This window comes from Halorussus vallis (assembly GCF_024138165.1).
Lineage (GTDB): Archaea > Halobacteriota > Halobacteria > Halobacteriales > Haladaptataceae > Halorussus > Halorussus vallis.
In genome coordinates this window covers 1327561-1343205 of the sequence record NZ_CP100000.1, presented here as the reverse complement: position 1 = coordinate 1343205, position 15645 = coordinate 1327561, and the positions used below count along the sequence as shown (strand labels likewise).

At 65.7% G+C, this 15645-nt stretch carries 13 protein-coding genes and 1 tRNA gene; 9 read left to right on the top strand and 5 right to left on the bottom strand.

Going from position 1 to position 15645, the window contains the following annotated elements; genetic code table 11:
- The first annotated feature begins 34 nt into the window (after nt 1–34).
- The 5 genes from NGM07_RS06990 to NGM07_RS06970 all read left to right on the top strand — a co-directional run bounded on the left by NGM07_RS06990 (nt 35) and on the right by NGM07_RS06970 (nt 4021).
- Nucleotides 35–952, top strand: a complete 918-nt coding sequence (locus tag NGM07_RS06990) for a DUF106 domain-containing protein (protein WP_253518780.1) — start codon at nt 35–37, stop codon at nt 950–952.
- 273 nt (nt 953–1225) lie between these two features.
- A complete protein-coding gene (cmk, locus tag NGM07_RS06985; protein WP_253518777.1) occupies nt 1226–1801 on the top strand; it encodes a (d)CMP kinase in 576 nt (191 codons plus the stop codon).
- Nucleotides 1802–1805: 4 nt separating this feature from the next.
- A complete protein-coding gene (locus NGM07_RS06980) occupies nt 1806–2720 on the top strand; it encodes an RNA-guided pseudouridylation complex pseudouridine synthase subunit Cbf5 (protein WP_253518774.1) in 915 nt (304 codons plus the stop codon).
- Between the two features lie 47 nt (nt 2721–2767).
- Nucleotides 2768–3850 (top strand): succinylglutamate desuccinylase/aspartoacylase family protein, encoded by a 1083-nt coding sequence (locus tag NGM07_RS06975; protein WP_253518771.1) that lies wholly within the window; start codon nt 2768–2770, stop codon nt 3848–3850.
- Nucleotides 3851–3950: 100 nt separating this feature from the next.
- Nucleotides 3951–4021, top strand: a tRNA-Pro gene (locus NGM07_RS06970).
- 324 nt (nt 4022–4345) lie between these two features.
- On the opposite strand, the gene NGM07_RS06965 is transcribed toward NGM07_RS06970, so the two are convergent.
- The gene (locus NGM07_RS06965; protein ID WP_253518768.1) at nt 4346–6484 is read right to left on the bottom strand and encodes a DUF7827 domain-containing protein; all 2139 of its coding nucleotides are present in this window, start codon (nt 6482–6484) and stop codon (nt 4346–4348) included.
- 571 nt (nt 6485–7055) lie between these two features.
- Between NGM07_RS06965 and NGM07_RS06960 the strand changes: the two genes are divergently transcribed.
- Together NGM07_RS06960 and NGM07_RS06955 are read left to right on the top strand one after the other, a co-directional pair.
- A complete protein-coding gene (locus tag NGM07_RS06960; protein ID WP_253518765.1) occupies nt 7056–8084 on the top strand; it encodes a Cdc6/Cdc18 family protein in 1029 nt (342 codons plus the stop codon).
- A gap of 316 nt (nt 8085–8400) precedes the next feature.
- On the top strand, nt 8401–8694 hold the full coding sequence (locus tag NGM07_RS06955) for a DUF8156 family protein (RefSeq protein ID WP_253518762.1): 294 nt from the start codon (nt 8401–8403) through the stop codon (nt 8692–8694).
- Between the two features lie 38 nt (nt 8695–8732).
- Here the strand turns inward: NGM07_RS06955 and NGM07_RS06950 are convergent, their stop codons facing one another.
- Together NGM07_RS06950 and ilvD are read right to left on the bottom strand one after the other, a co-directional pair.
- Nucleotides 8733–9011 carry a HalOD1 output domain-containing protein gene (locus tag NGM07_RS06950; RefSeq protein WP_253518759.1) on the bottom strand — a complete coding sequence of 93 codons (279 nt, stop codon included), beginning with the start codon at nt 9009–9011 and terminating at the stop codon, nt 8733–8735.
- Between the two features lie 278 nt (nt 9012–9289).
- Nucleotides 9290–10996 carry a dihydroxy-acid dehydratase gene (gene ilvD, locus NGM07_RS06945; RefSeq protein ID WP_253518756.1) on the bottom strand — a complete coding sequence of 569 codons (1707 nt, stop codon included), beginning with the start codon at nt 10994–10996 and terminating at the stop codon, nt 9290–9292.
- Nucleotides 10997–11166: 170 nt separating this feature from the next.
- Here ilvD and NGM07_RS06940 point away from each other — a divergent pair, with 170 nt between their 5' ends.
- Nucleotides 11167–11304, top strand: a complete 138-nt coding sequence (locus NGM07_RS06940) for a DUF7503 family protein (RefSeq protein ID WP_253518753.1) — start codon at nt 11167–11169, stop codon at nt 11302–11304.
- A 3-nt stretch (nt 11305–11307) separates the two neighbouring features.
- On the opposite strand, the gene NGM07_RS06935 is transcribed toward NGM07_RS06940, so the two are convergent.
- Both NGM07_RS06935 and NGM07_RS06930 read right to left on the bottom strand, forming a co-directional pair.
- A complete protein-coding gene (locus tag NGM07_RS06935; RefSeq protein WP_253518750.1) occupies nt 11308–13455 on the bottom strand; it encodes a CHAT domain-containing protein in 2148 nt (715 codons plus the stop codon).
- A gap of 78 nt (nt 13456–13533) precedes the next feature.
- Nucleotides 13534–14316 carry a DUF7504 family protein gene (locus NGM07_RS06930; protein WP_253518748.1) on the bottom strand — a complete coding sequence of 261 codons (783 nt, stop codon included), beginning with the start codon at nt 14314–14316 and terminating at the stop codon, nt 13534–13536.
- A gap of 331 nt (nt 14317–14647) precedes the next feature.
- On the opposite strand from NGM07_RS06930, the gene NGM07_RS06925 reads away from it, so the two are divergent.
- The gene (locus NGM07_RS06925) at nt 14648–15607 is read left to right on the top strand and encodes a glycosyltransferase (protein ID WP_253518747.1); all 960 of its coding nucleotides are present in this window, start codon (nt 14648–14650) and stop codon (nt 15605–15607) included.
- Nucleotides 15608–15645: the final 38 nt, after the last annotated feature.

Below are 15645 nucleotides of genomic sequence, written 5' to 3'. Positions count from 1 at the left end.
AAGTTGATTAACGGGGGATACAAAAGTCCCGACAATGGCACGGACGGCGGACAAGATAGAGTCGCTCGTCTCCGAGAATCCGGGGATGCGCGACGCGCTGGCGGTCCTCTACGACCGCACAGACGGCGGGTCCGAGTCGATAACGTGGACCGACGTCAACGACGACCTCACGAGCGGCCAGTGGGGTCGTCTCATCGAGAAGGACGTGTTGGTGAGTGACGGCGACGAGTTCCGACTGGCCGACGCCGACGCGGTACAGTCGGCACTCGACGGCGACGGCGGCTCGACGACGTCGACGGTTTCGACCGAGACGACCGACGTGGACGTCGACGACGAGGAGTCGTCGTGGACCACGTGGGACAAACTCGCGGCGCTCGGCGCGCTCGGACTGTTCGCGGGCTACTCCATCAACTCCGTCCGGAACATCGTCGGGGGCACCGTCGACCTGGTCATCGGCCCGGTCGACGGGGTGTTGCCGTTCTACGTGGTCGTGATGATTCTGGCGCTGTTGACGGGGCTGTACTCGACGCTGCTGCAGGCGAACCTCATGGACATGGAGAAGATGAGCGCCTACCAGCAGCGCATGAAGGACATTCAGGAGAAGCGCAAGGAGGCCCGCGAGCGGGACGACGACGAGGCGCTCGAACAGATTCGCGAGGAGCAGATGGACGCGATGGGCGACCAGATGGGCATGTTCAAAGAGCAGTTTCGCCCGATGGTCTGGACGATGTTCCTCACCATCCCCGTCTTCCTCTGGATATACTGGAAGGTGTTCGCCGGTCACGTCGACGGCAACGAACACCAGATAGTCGCGCCGCTCATCGGCGAGGCCGGCTGGAAGTCGAAGGTCGTCGGTCCGATGCAGCTCTGGATCGTCTGGTACTTCCTCTGCTCGATGGGGTTCACCCAGCTCATCCGGAAGTCGCTGAACATCCAGACGACGCCGACGTAAATCGGATTTCTTCTTCGACCGCTTCGCCGTCCGTTTTCGGGATTTTGCCGATTTCATCTATCTCGATCGACGTTTCGAGTCTACGGTCAACGCGAGCGGCTCGAAAGTCCCATCCCGTGGAACGTTCGGCCAGTCGTAGCAGGGTGGACTGGTTTGCCGGCCGTCGCCGGTGAAAGGCAGACTGTCGTCGCAGGCGGTGTGTTAGCGCGCCTCCAGCCCCGCGATGCCGCGCAAGTTCAAAACCTCTTTTAGACCGCCCGGCCGAGGTAGGATATGTTGATAACGGTCTCCGGACCCCCGGGTAGCGGCAAGAGCACGACCGCCTCGGAGTTGGCCGAGGCGCTCGGCCTGGAGCACGTCAGCGGCGGGGATATCTTTCGCGAACTCGCCGACGAGCGCGACTACACTCCGCTGGAGTTCAACAAACTCGCCGAGGAGAACGACCAGATCGACCGGGACCTCGACCACCGCCTGGCCGAAATCGCGGCCGAGCGCGACGACGTTATCCTGGAGTCGCGGCTCGCCGGATGGCTGGCCGGCGACCACGCCGACTTCCGGGTGTGGCTCGATGCACCCCTGGACGTGCGCGCGGCCCGCATCGCCGAGCGCGAAGGCAAGTCCGTCGAAAAGGCCGGCGAGGAGACGGCCGCCCGCGAGGGGAGCGAAACCGACCGCTACGCGGAGTACTACGGCATCGACATCACCGACCTGAAGATATACGACCTCTGTATCAACACCGCCCGCTGGGACGCCGAGTCGGTGCTCGACATGCTCGTGACCGCCATCGACGACTACGACGCCGACCTCGACGAGGGCAAGTACCCCGTCGAACTCGACGACGAGTTCTGAGCCCATGCTCCGCCGACCTCCCGCCGACCGGTCGCCCGCCGAACTCTTGGCGTTCGGCGTCGTGAACCTCGACAAACCGCCGGGGCCCTCGGCCCACCAGATCGCGGGGTGGGTCCGCGACATGGCGCGGGAGGCGTTAACCGCCGCGGAGCACGCCGACGCGCACGCGGAACTGGTGGACCAGGCGGCCCACGCCGGAACGCTGGACCCGAAAGTCACCGGCTGTCTCCCCGTCCTCACCGGGGCGGCGACCCGCCTCTCGCAGGTGTTCCTCGAAGGAGGCAAAGAGTACGTCGCGGTGCTGGAACTCCACGACGACCCGCCCGGCGACCTCGAAGCCATCGTCTCGGAGTTCGAAGGCCCGGTGTACCAGAAGCCGCCCCGAAAGAGCGCGGTGTCCCGCCGACTCCGCGTCCGAGAGGTCTACGACCTCGACGTGTTGGAGGTCGAGGGACGGCAGACACTGCTCCGGATTCGCTGCGAGAGCGGCACCTACATCCGGAAGCTCTGTCACGACCTCGGCCTCGCGCTCGGGACGGGCGGCCACATGGGCCACCTGCGCCGGACCGCGACCGACCCCTTCGACGACACGACGCTGGTGACTTTACAGGACCTCTCGGACGCGCTGGCCAGGTGGTTCGAGGACGGCGAGGACGACTGGCTCCGCGAGGTCGTCTCGCCCGCCGAGCGCGCGCTGGCCCACCTCCCGGCGGTCACCGTCGCGCCGAACGCCGCGGAAGAGATCGCCCGCGGCGCACAGGTGTACGCGCCCGGCGTCATCGAAGCGGAGGACGCGGAGGAGGACGAGTTGGTCGCCTGCCTCACCCCGAATGGGGCCGCGGTCTGTCTCGGGCGGATGGTCGGCGACCCCGACGCCGAGACGGGCGTGGTCGTGGAGTTAGAGCGCGTGTTAGTCTGACTGCCGGCACCTCCACCTTTTTACCGCCGCTGTACCACACCCACAGCATGAAAATCGGCACCGCGGAATCCGCACCCGGCGAACTCGTCACCGGGTGGTTCGACGTCACCGACCTCCCGACCGGAACCCCCGAACGCCTCCCCGTCTTGGTCGCGGAGGGCGAGGAAGAGGGCCCGACGCTCTGGATCACGGCCTCGATTCACGGCAACGAGGTCACCGGCCTCGCGGCCGCCCAGGACGTGATGACCGACGACCTCCCCGGCGAAATTCGCGGTACCGTCGTCTGCATTCCGAACCTCAACCCGGCCGGCCTCCGGCGCAACGCTCGGACCTCCTACTACGACGACGAGGACCCCAACCGCTACTTCCCGGACCCCGACGCCGATTCGACGCGTCCGCCGAGCGTCCAGCAACTCGTCGACGAGCGCGTCTACGAGGCGTTCGCCAACTCCGCCGACGCGCTCGTCGACCTCCACACCGCCCACGCGGGGTCGATGCCGTTCCTGATTCGCGACAGGGTACTGTTCGGTGCGCGTCGGGACGAAGACGAGGCCCGCGACCTCGCCGCCGAACTCGAAGCCCTCGTCGACGCGTTCGGGATGCCCGTCGTCAACGAGTACGCCGCCGAGGAGTACGTCGAGCAGAACCTCCAGCGCTCGACCGCCGGCGCGGCGCTCAACAGCGCCGGCATCCCGGCGTTCACGGCCGAACTCGGTGGCCACGACGTGGTCGAAGAGGACGTTCGCGCGGCCGCCGTGACGGGTCTTCGCAACGTCATGTGCGAACTCGGCGTGCTACCGGGCGACCCCGACCCCGAAGCGGTCGGTCCCGAGCCGCCCGTCGACTTCCCGGTCAAGCGTGCGGTCCATCCCCGCACCGAGACGCCCGGCATCGTCCGCCACTGTGTCGAGGCGGGCGACGTCGTGGCCGAAGGCGACGTCGTCGCGGACGTCGTGACGCCCCACGGAGACGCGAAAACGAGCGTCGAGAGCGACCACGACGGCTACGTGCTCGGCCGGATGCACGGCGTCGCGGCCTACGAGAACGACGCGCTGGCGAGCATGGCGGTGCGAGACGACGGCGAACTCGTGGTTCCGCGCGACGCGGGAAAAGAAGACGAGTCGGCGTGAAGACGGAGGGAAGTCGACGCGACCGATACGCCCGAGGGCGAAACGAAGGGCTTAACTCGGGGACGGCCTTTCGTCCAGTTGCACGCTATTACGCGTGAGCGGGACCGTAGGGTAGTGGTATCCTCTGCCGATGGGGTCGGTAGGACCTGAGTTCGAATCTCGGCGGTCCCACTTCCATTCCTTCCGGATTTCATCACCCGAAGCGAGTAACTTCGGCACTCATAGTGCAAAATTTCTTGCGGTTATATGCACAGCCACTAAAATCGACAGAGAATTGGCTGTGTACGGGTGAGTAGACCAGCCCGCCGTCTATGGCTACTCTACGTAAATTGCGGTCTGCTGTCTGCTGTTTACAAACTCGGTGATTGTAGTTGGCTAGTAAGTCGGTGACTGCTTGATTCGATTTCTGCGAGCGGCGTGGCCGTCGCTGGTGGGTCGGTGTCTCGAAAGAAAGGGAATGTCGAATCGGGGGAGTCCCGATGGTTACTTCGCTATCTAGTTGCTGCGGCGGAGCGCGAGGAGCGCACCAGCCACGAGCGCGACCAGCGAGACGCTGACGCCGAAGCCGGGGATGCCACTGCTGCCACCGTTCGTGGTGGTCGTGTCCGTCGTCGTGGTTTCGGTCGTCGTAGTCTCGGTCGTACTCGAGGTCGTGGTCGTCGTGGTAGTGGTCGTCGTCGTCGACGTACCGTTGGTCGTGGCCGTCGTGGTCTCCTGGCTACCGCCAGTGGACTCGACGATGACGCCTTCGACCGTGTCGCTGGCGTCGCCGTTCGACGCGGAAACCTCGACGTTCGTGCCGACGTTGACGTTACTGAAGTCGAAGTCAGCCGTGAACGTGCCGTTCTCGTTGACCGTGGCGGTCGAGGTCCGGACGAAGCTGTCGGACTTGACCTTCACGGAGAACTCGCTGCCTGCGGCCATGCTGGTGTCGCCCTTGATGGTGGCGTTGCCAGCACCGATCTCGAGCACGTCGCTCTCGTTCAGACCCGTGAATTCGAGGGTGCGCTGTTCGACAGTGAACTCAGTGGTAGCCGACTGAGCCTTCTTCGTGAGCGGGCTACCCTTGTGGAGCGTGAACGTCGCGTTGTACTCGTCGCCAGCCTGGATGCCAGCGGTGTCGCCAGTAGTGTCGACGACCGCGAAGAACGTGTTGTTCTGCGCGTCGAAGTACGTCTCGACGTCGTTGTTCGCACCGTTGAACTTGTTTCCGTCGGCGTTCGCACCGGCGTTCGTCTGGGTGAAGTTCAGCGAGTAGTAATCCTGGTTGTTACCTGCGGCCTTGTCGAGCAGATCCTTCGCGTTGTTCTTGTCGAGGTGGCCGTAGAGGCCGGACGCGTCGATCTGAACGACCGCGAGGTCGTCCATCGCAACCGAGTTGTCCTGGGCAACGTTGTCCAGGAGGGTGTTGAGGCCGTCGATGTTGGTGGCGGTTTCGGGGTACGTCCAGGACTGAGCACCGTCGACCGAGCCCTTGCTGAGCACGAGCTGGTTGACGTCAGTCTCCTCACCGGCCGCACCGACGGTCAGTTCGTAGTCGCCGTCAGCGATCGGGTTGTTCGTGGTGCCAGCTTCCAGGTCACTGCCGTAGTGGACGCCCTGGTCGTTGTTGGCGTTGTTACCGTTGCTGTCGTCATCGACCGACGAGAGGGAGATGCTGTCGCCCTCTTCGACGGTGATGAACTTCTGGACCGTCTCCAGGTCGTTAGCCGGAGAGCTGGTCCAGGTGTTGCTGCCAGTCTTGTAGGTGTTGAAGTCAATCGTGACGTTGCCGTCGTCGTTGTCGTCGTGAACCGTGAAGTTCGTGACCCAGTTGACTTCCGAGCTACCGATGGTCACGGTGCTCTGTTTGGCGTTGTCGAGATCGACCGTGAAGTTCGCGACGTCACCGCGCTCCTGGGCGACAACATCGCTGTCTTCGAAGGACGCGGTCGCGGAGCCGCCCTTGGTGACGTTGATGGTGGCTTCGGCGGTGGCGCCAGTGTCGACAACTTCGAGTTCGATCGTGTAGTTGCCGGCGTTGACGTCGACGAAGTTCGTCGAAATCGTGTCGGACGTGATACCAGTGAGCTGGTAGCCGTCAGTGTTGGGGTCTTCGTCGGACGGGCCGAAGATGCTGCTGAGTTCGCTCTTGCTGAGGCCGTCGGCCGAGACGGTAACGTCGTAGCCTGCGCGCTTCGAGTCCAGCTTGAGGTCCGATTTCGTGCTGAACTTGTTGTCGACCGTATCGGGGTCGAACGACGCGCTCAGGTCCTGGGACGCAACCGAGAACGTAGCGATCTCGGCGTCGTCCGAGGCGCGCTGAAGGACGTAGCTACCCTCGAGGTTCGTGGTTTCGAGCGTGAGGCCACCGTCCTCGTCGGAGTAAAGTTCTTTCGCGAGGGTGTTGGAGCCTTCGTCAACGACCTTCATCACTTCGAGCTTGGTGTCACCGCTAACAGTACTGTCGTCGGTACCGTCACCGTCAGAATCGAACTTGAGTTGGTCTGCTGTTACAGTCTGTCCCTGCCAGTAACGCTCTCCGTCGTCGAGGTTCGCGGCGGCAGCCGAGCCAGCGAAGGCGATGCTGCCTGCGAACACCGAGAGGACGACGAGCGCAGCGAGGGAGATGCTGCGGAGTTTGTCGTTTGTCATGGTTTGATTGGTTGTTTCTATCGACAGGTTCTTTCGGTTGAGAGCTACCCGGGGTGGGCATACAACGTTACTCGAGTCCTGTCTGGGTAGGGGTACGATTCTGACAACTAATCCAGCTATTAAATGCTTTGTGTTTCCATCATACCTAGAACTATTTTGACACAGAAATTCAGACAATTTGAAACCATATAGTTATTAGACCCCCTCTGACAATTCTCCAGATGCAATGTGCGGTTTGGAGAAGCGGTCGGCTGTTAGACCACTGCTGCCCCGCATTGCCGCCATGGGTAGGGACTCACGCGCCGGACGCGCGTGAGGCCATGGAAACCTTTTCGAGCGAACCATTGACGGAGAGTGTCGAGAAGCCTGTACGATTATCATGGAGAGCCTCGCCGACGCCTACGACCACATAGAAGAGAAATCCCTTCTCTTTCTCTCTCTCTTCGCTCCACTCTTGTCGTGGTCGCGGACATCCTTCGGAGCGGAGTCCGGACCACACGCTGGTACTCCTTCTGGAAGTTCCGGAAACGAGCCTCCGAACTTAAGTTCGAACGCCTCGATAGCGCAACCGATGATCACCGATGCTCGCGTCCTCCGAGCAGGCTTCGTCCCCCGGGAAGTCGAGCATCGGGACGCGGAGGTCACCCACCTCACCGAGATTCTCGCTCCGCTCACCGACGGCGACCCCGCCGCGACCACGCTCCTCCTCGGTCCGTCCGGGGTCGGCAAGACGTGTCTGGCGAAGTACACCGCCGAACAGCTCCGCCAGGAGGTCCTCGACGTCGAGTACCAGTACGTCAACTGCTGGCAGAACTTCTCGGAGTTCCGCGCGCTCTATCGAATCCTCGAAGGCCTCGGCAAGACCGTCGACGTCCACCGCCAGTCGACGCCGCGAGACGAACTCTTCGAGCGACTCCGCCGGTACGACGGCCCGCCGTGCGTCGTCATCCTCGACGAGGCCGACCAACTCGACGACAAGCGACTCCTCTATCACCTCCACGAACTCCCCCAGTTCTCGATGCTGCTCGTCGCCAACCGCGAGAAGGAACTGTTCGCGAACGCCGACGAGCGCCTGACGAGTCGCCTCACCGGGTGCGAGCGGGTGCGCTTCGACCGCTACGGCCCTGACGAACTCGTCTCCATCATGGAGGCCCGCGTCGAGGCCGGCCTCGAATCGGGGGTCGTCGACCGCGACCAACTCGCGACCATCGCCGACGCCGCGGCGGGCGACGCGCGAGTCGCGCTCAGCATCCTCCGAACTGCCGCCCGACAGGCGCATCGGAACTACGAGTCCCGAATCACCGACGAGATAGTCGAGTCCGCGATGCCGCGGGCGCGCGCCGAGCGCCACCGGAAGGACGTGGACACGCTGACGCCCCACCAGCGGACGCTCTACGAGATCGTCGAGGAACGCGGGGAAATCTCGCCGAGCGAACTCTACGAGGAGTACCGGTCCCGAACGGACGACCCCAAGACCGACCGGACGGTCCGCAACTACCTCTCGAAGATGGACCAGTACGACGTGATTCGGGCCGAGGGGACGAGTCGAAACCGCACCTATCACTCGGTTTCGGAATCGTTCGGTAACCTCGGAGAGTGACCGTTTCGGGCCGTCTTCCGGCTCTTTCACGGGGAGAATCCGCGTTCCGGAACTTCCGGAAAACACACGCCGACGCTTAACCTGAAACCGATTGAATCGGTAGCTATGCGATCGAACGCTCGAACGAAATGGAAGCCAGCGTCCGAGTCGCCCGACCCGGACGACGCGGTTCGTCGGCGCGACGTTGCGGCCGACCGACGAGGGGCCGAGACGAATTGCTCGCTCGTCCTCGACCGTGCAGAGTCCGACGAAGGAACGACGGCGGCGGTGCGGACGTGCGACGCCGCGACCGCGGGGACGCCGGAGGTGACTACCGATGGTTCGCAGTAGTCCGACGTACCGCGACGTGCTTCACGCGGTTCAGAACGACTGGGAGGACTACCGGCGGGCGCTCGGACGCCCTGATCAAGACCGGTTCGACCGACTGTTCATGGACGCGCGCGAGCACGCCGACGCGGGCGGTGCGCTGAACTATCCGAACCCGATGGTCGTGGTGTTGTTTTCGGTGTGTCTCGCCCAGCAGCGGCGAATCGAGGACATCGAGGCCGAACTCGAAGGCGAACGATTCGACGAAACGGCGGGCGAGCGCGGCGAGGAATCGGCGTCGTAGGCCGGACGAACGACGATTCGGCTCCGACGACCGGTCGGCTACGACTCGACGGAGACGCTCACGTTCCGCTCGCCGTCGACGACGACGGTCGCGCCGTAGGCCGAGAACCGCACCGAGACGGCGCTCTGGGACCCCGTATCGCGGAAGAGTGCCTCCAGCGCGTCGACGTCGACGTACTCGGCGAGCGGGCGCGGCAAGTCGAGCGCGGAGACGCCTTTCGCCTCCGCGATGGCGCCGCTCACGGTGACACCGAGCGGTCTGTCGTCGGTGTGTTCGACCTGTACTACGTCGTCCGTTCGGGGGTCTGAATTCTTCATGGACACACACCAGGCGTGACGAGTGGCGTCAGGCTCCAATCGCTCTTGTGCTGCTTTCTTATGTAAACCCTCGGGGTAGTACGGACCGTTGCGACCGTTGCGGCCCACCCGGCCGTCACCGCAAAAGCGGAGAGAATAGCGACCGGTGAGACGTTCGCGAAACGGAGCGAGTTTCGGGCGCCGGGTCAAGCGTTTTCGACCCAATTCCTTCCGGCGTTTAACGACCGTCTAGGTCAGCGTTCGGAGCGCGAGTGAGCGCTCGACTCCGAGTCGAGCGCTCACTCGCGCTTGGCGCCCGGGTTGGTGACCGCGCCGTTCGCGGCCGACCCGAACGTCGCGCCGTACTTCGCCAGCACGCCGTTGTCGTACGCGGGTTCGGGGCTCTCGCGCGCGTCGAGTCGAGACTCGATCTCGTCGTCGTCGAGGTCGACCGCCAGGGTGCGGTCGGCGATGTCGACGGTCACGCGGTCGCCGTCTTCGAGAGCGCCGATGGGGCCGCCGACGAACGACTCGGGCGCGACGTGGCCAATCATCGGGCCCCGGGTCGCCCCCGAGAACCGGCCGTCGGTCAGCAGCGCCACGTCGTCCTCGTGGCCCGCGCCCACGACCGCGGCCGTGACCCCGAGCATCTCGCGCATGCCCGGTCCGCCGCGGGGTCCCTCGTTGCGGATGACGATGACGTCGCCCGACTCGATTCGGCCCTCCTGGACGTACTTCATGGCGTCCTCCTCGCTCTCGAACACCCGGGCGGGACCCTCGTGATGGAAGTTGTCCTCGCCGGTGACCTTCAACACCGCGCCGTCGGGTGCGAGGTTGCCGGTGAGAATCTTGATGGCGCCCTCCTCGTGGAACGGGTCGGCGACGGGCCGGATAAACTCCGCGTCGATGGCGTCGTCCGCGGGGAGGTCGAGCTCCGCCAGCTCTTCGGCTATCGTCCGACCGGTCACGGTCTTCGCGTCGCCGTCGAACAGGCCGGCGTCGACGAGACGGCGGATCACGACCGGCACGCCGCCCTGCTCGTAGAGGTCGAGCATCGTCTTCGTCCCGCCGGGCTGGAGGTTGGCGATCTTGGGCGTGCGCCGGGAGATCTCGTCGAACTCCTCGATGGAGAGGTCGACGCCGGCCTCCGCGGCCAGCGCCAGCAGGTGGAGCACGCCGTTGGTCGACCCGCCGATGGCGACCTGGAGCGCGATGGCGTTCTCGAACGAGCGCTTCTCGAGCAGGTCGGAGGGCTTGCGGTCCTCAGCGATGCAGTCGAGGACGAGTCCGCCCGACTCCTCGGCGATTTCGTAGCGCTCCTCGTACTCGGCGGGCGCGCCGGAACTGCCCAAGGGAGCGAGGCCGAGCGCCTCTGAGATGGCGGCCATCGTGTTCGCGGTGAACATCCCGCCGCACGACCCCGCGCCCGGACAGGCGTGGCGTTCGAGGTCGTCGAGTTCGTCCTCGGACATCGACCCTTCGGCGACCGCGCCGACGCCCTCGAAGACGTTCTGGACCGTGACCTCCCGGCCCTCGTGTTCGCCGGGCAGGATGGAACCGCCGTAGAGGAAGACGGTCGGGAGGTCGGTTCGAATCGCCGCCATCATCATCCCCGGGAGGTTCTTGTCGCAACCCGCGACGGTGACGAGGCCGTCCATGCGCTCGCCGAACGCCACCAGTTCCACCGAGTCGGCGATGACCTCTCGGGAGATGAGCGAGGCGCGCATCCCCTCGGTCCCCATCGAGATGGCGTCCGAGACGGTGATGGTGCCGAACTCGATGGGCATTCCGCCCGCGTCGTCCACGCCGTCGTAGGCCGCCGAGGCGACGTCGTCCAAGTGGACGTTACACGGCGTCACGTCGGCGGCGGGGTTCGCCACGCCGACCATCGGCGAGGAGAGGTCCTCGTCGTCGTAGCCCATCGCGCGGAACATCGCCCTGTGGGGCGCGCGCTCGACCCCTTCGGTGACTTCGGTGCTGCGGAGTCGCTCGTCCTTCTCGGTCATATCGGGAGCAGTGGCGGCGAAGCGGCTTAAGTTGTCGTACCTGCACAAACGTTGCGTCGACGAGGCGAGACGGCGCACCCGGGTTTCTTCGCGACCACTTTAGTACTGGACATTACTGTCATGAAGTAATAGAAACTTGTTCATTATCTAGCAGTGTCGGAGTAAGTGGTATGTCCGGTACGAACCGACTCACGGGATGGCTCGCAGAGAATCCGAAACTGATGGGCGCGCTCTGGATGGTGCTTCTCGTCCTCGGCGCGTGCGGAAACGCGTCGGCGGGTGGCGGCGTCGCTATCGTCGGACCGTAGCGGTCACCGGCCGTCGAAGAACGTTCTATACCACTGCAAATCCCCGTCGACGATGAGCGGAGCGGAATCGCCCAAGACGTGTCTGACCCGCTTCCAATCGCTCGTCATCGTCGGAAGGCGACCGAACCGAAGGAAGTACGTCTCGTCTTTCGGAAGGTGCGACCGCACGATTCTTCCGACGACACCGACGCGGGTCGAATACACCATCGGCGTTATCTCCAGTCCGTCGGCCGACCCTGTCCGGATGTCGTAGGTCATCGCCGTGTTCGCCGACCGCTGTGCGATAGCGACACTGGGGTCGCCGACGACGACGTAATCTCTGCCGATCGAGGTGTACTCGCGGGCAAGTTCGAGCGCGCTCCCGGTTCCGAATCCGTGGTTCAACAGCCTCGCAAGCGTCTCCCCGACCTCCGACGCCCCGCGGTTCCCGACGTCGGCTAAACTCACGACGGCCGCCTTCGTCCCCCGCTCGACCAGCGCGACGCCCTGGTCGTGCGAGCGACAGCCGTTCAACAGCGCCGTGGTCGCACCCGTCTTCGCCAGCGTCGTAGCGTCCACGACCCCGTCCGGACACTCGAACCCGTCGCCGTCGATGTGCCCGATGAAGTGGAACAGGTCGGTGTCGGCCGCCAGCAGGTCCCGGAGCTCGTCGGTTTCGACGCCGAACCGACAGTCGAGGTCGAACGGCACCACCTCGCGCGTCCCGTAGACGTCGGCGACGGTGTCGTGTTCCGCGCGCATCTCCTCGTCGTTGCAGACGACGGTCACGTCGATGGTGCCGTCGGTGGGTTCGCCCTGCGGGTGTTCGAAGGCCTCCCGGACGAGTTTCGCGCCGCGTTCGGGGGTGCCGTCGCCGACCCAGGCCTGCTCGATGGCCTCGTCGATGTCGGGCATCGGAACGTACCCGCCGGGGCCGGGGACGCCGCGGCCCTCCCCGTGGCCGGGTCCGAGTCCCTCTCCCGACCCCGCTGCGTCGCCCGAGCGAACCGTTCCGCCGTCGGGACGACCCCCGGCGGAGCGTTTGAACGCGCCGACCGCCTCCTTCGCCACGCGCTCGGTCGGCGACGGTGAACCGGGGTCGGCGGGCGTCCGCGCCCGGACGAGCGAGAGGTCGTCGACGACGTGGGGGAGCAGTTCCGCGCTGTCGGATGTCGGTCGGACGTGGGTGACCCGGTGCCACGTCGGCACCAGTTCCTCGACCGCCTCGAAGGGGACCGACAGGTACGCCTCCAGTTGCGCGGTCAGCGGGGCGTCGTACAGCGCGGCGAAGTCGAGGTCGACGGCCGGGTTCGACTCCGCGAGGCGCCGCTCGTGCAACGCCACGGGGTAGTAGCCCTCGGTCCGAGTCACGCAGTCGAGGGCGAACGTCCGTTGCAGGGTTCGAATCACCTCGTCTTCGAACCCCCGGTCGGTGTCGAGTCGGTGGACGAGTCCCGCGTCGGTGGTCAGGCGCGGCGTCTCGGCCGGCACCACGTCCGCGCCGAGGTAGTACGCCAGCGGCGCGACGGGGTAGACGTACTCGTACTCCGGTGGGACGTGGACGATCACGCCCGTCTCCGGTCTGGTCAGGCCGTCGGGAATCGCCAGTTCGTCGCCGATTTCGACCCGAGGCGGGTGGCCCCGGAGCGTCGGCCAGGACCGCTCGCAGGTCGTGGTCTTCAGCGCCGAGGAGAACGTCGAAACCGCCCGAAGGAGCGACTCGGGGTCGTCCGGGACGGTGAGGGTCGCGACCGGCGAGGTGTGGAACGACCGCGCGCCGACGCCGACGCGGGTCGATTCGCCGAAGTCGAATCGTACCCGGTCGGCGTCGGCGGTCACGGCGAGTTCGCCCTCGACCCGGAGGTAGAGCTTTATCGGGGCGCTCAGTTCGAGGAGGTGCGTCCCCGGGGGAAACGTCCGGTTCGTCTCGTGGGCGACGTCGGCGACGTGGTCGCCGTCGCCGTCCCGGATCGTGACCGGGAGGTTGTAGGGGAGCGTGACTCGACTGGTTTCGACCGCGACAGCGGCCGAAACAGGGAAGACGAAGCCGCCGACGTCGGTTTCGACCGGGGTCACGCGGTCGGCCGTGAACAGAACGAACCGCCGGCTCTCGACGGGGTCGATGGTGACCAGTCCGGTCCCTGCGGCGAGCGTTTCGAACTGTGGGTGCATGGTGTGTCGAGCGCTGGCGACGCGAGTCGACTGCGACGGACGAATCGGTCGGCGTCTACCGTGACGGCGACGGTACTCTCACAGCGGAAGCCAGTCCATCGTCAGGTCGCGGTCGGGGACGTGCCACCGTTCCTCGGCGTCGTGGCCCCGGCCCGCGGGGTCGACGCTCCGGAGTTCGATGACGGCGTCGAACCCGTCGACGAGCGACTGGACGCGGTCGCCGCCGTACGGTTCGGGAAGAACGTAGTGCGCCATCGCGTCGTAGGCCCGAGCGCGCGCGGTGACCCGGTCGACGCAGTCGCGGACGACCTCGCGGTCGTAGCGGTCGAGCAGCGCCGACAGCGAGTCGAGGCCGACCCGTAACTCCGCCGGTCGGAGACCGCCGTCAGCCCGCCGCTCGAACCTTGCCATCCCGTCGACCAGTTCGTCCCGGAGGCCCGTGAGTTCGGGGTCGGCGACGTGGGCCTCCGGAATGTCGGCGAGCGCCGACCGGACGTCGGCGTCGGCGTCGGCCGAGAGCGACCGCGGCGGCGCGGCGTGGCTCACCAGCTTCGTCGTCGTCGACAGCGGCTGAGGCGTCGTTTCCGGCGCGGGCAAGCGGTCGGCGACGCTCCGGGAACTCGCGTCGGTGACCGCGAGGACGCGGTAGCGGTGCGCGCTCGCGTCGCCGAGGAGGCTCGTGCTCGCCCGCGTGAACAGTTCGCGACGCGCGTCGCCCACGACGAGGATGTTGCAACCGTCTACTTTGAGTTCGTGGAGGAGTCCGAGGAAGTCCGAGAAGTCGTCCTCGGGCGACTCGGCAGGCCCGTCGTCCTCGCCGCCGGCCTGCTCGCTTCGGTATCGCACTCCACCATCGCTCATTTCGCGCAAATTCAACACCGGTATGATATAACTTTTTCTACTATCTAGGGGTCGTCGAACCGTCTTGGCGACTACTGACGGCGTCGCTCGGGAGCGACGGCCGGCGTCGTCGTCCGCCGGAGGTTCACTGACTTCGACCCCGGCGACAGACGACCGCGGTACGTGTTCTCAACCCGCAGTCAAGTCGGCGACCGCGGTCCCGCATTCCGCCGGTCGCCTCGGGAAACGAATGCCCTGGGACACTCCACTGCGGGCCTCTGTCGACCCGTCGGCGAACCGATGAAATCCTAGAATGGGAACATACTTTTCGCACGGCCGTCGAAGGATGGGCATGGACCAGACGGTCGCCGTCGCACACTATCCGGAGGGTGCCGGTCACGCGACTCGCATGCTCGCGATCGCGCAGGCGTTCGAGGACGCCGACGTGCCGGTCACCCTCGCGGGCGGCGGCCCCGGTTCTCGCTTCATCGAGTGCAACGGGTACGACGTGTTCCGGGCCGCGCCGGTCGACTACATCGGCGACTACCAGCAGGGGTCGCTGGGCCGCGTGGTGACCCGGAGTCTGCCCTACAGTTGCAAGCGCGTCTGCGACCTCGCCCGTTGGCTCCGCCGGGAGGACCCCGCGGCGCTGGTCACCGACGACATGTTCGGCGCGATGGCCGCGTCGTTGACCGGCACCTCTCTCTACATCGTCACGCACAACGCCGCCTCCTACTACGACGCCGCGGTCGAGCAGGTGTTCACCTGGCTGCTGAACCGGTACCAGCTCGGGGCCGCCGAGGCGTTCCTCTATCCGGCGGTGTGGCCGCCCGACGACGGCGACCCGCCCAGCGTGACCCACGTCCCGCCCATCGCGCTCGACCCTCCAAACTGTCCCGAACCCGACGCCGACATTGGGGTGCTGGTCGTCCCCAGCGTCTACTCGACCAACTTCGACGTACTCGCCGAGACGCTCCGGACCGAAGGCCACGACGTCACGGCGGTCGGCGGCGACGACTGGGAAGCGGTGCCGTCGCTCCTGCCGTGGATTCGAGCGGCCGACGTGGTGGTCTGTTCGGGGTACTCCACCGTGATGGAGGCCGCGGTCGCGGGCACGCCCTGCGTCGTCTATCCGTTCACCGACGAGCAACACGGGGTGACCCGCGTCCTCGAACGCCGCGGCGTGCGGGGGTTCCAGGTCGAACACTCCATCGCCCACGTCGCTCGCGCGGTCCGTCACCCGCCGGAAGAACCCCGGCACGAGAACGGCGTCACCCGCGTCGCCGACCACGTTCTGGGCGAGTTGACCTGACCAGTTTTTGCCACTGCCGGAACGGGGAACGTCCCCCG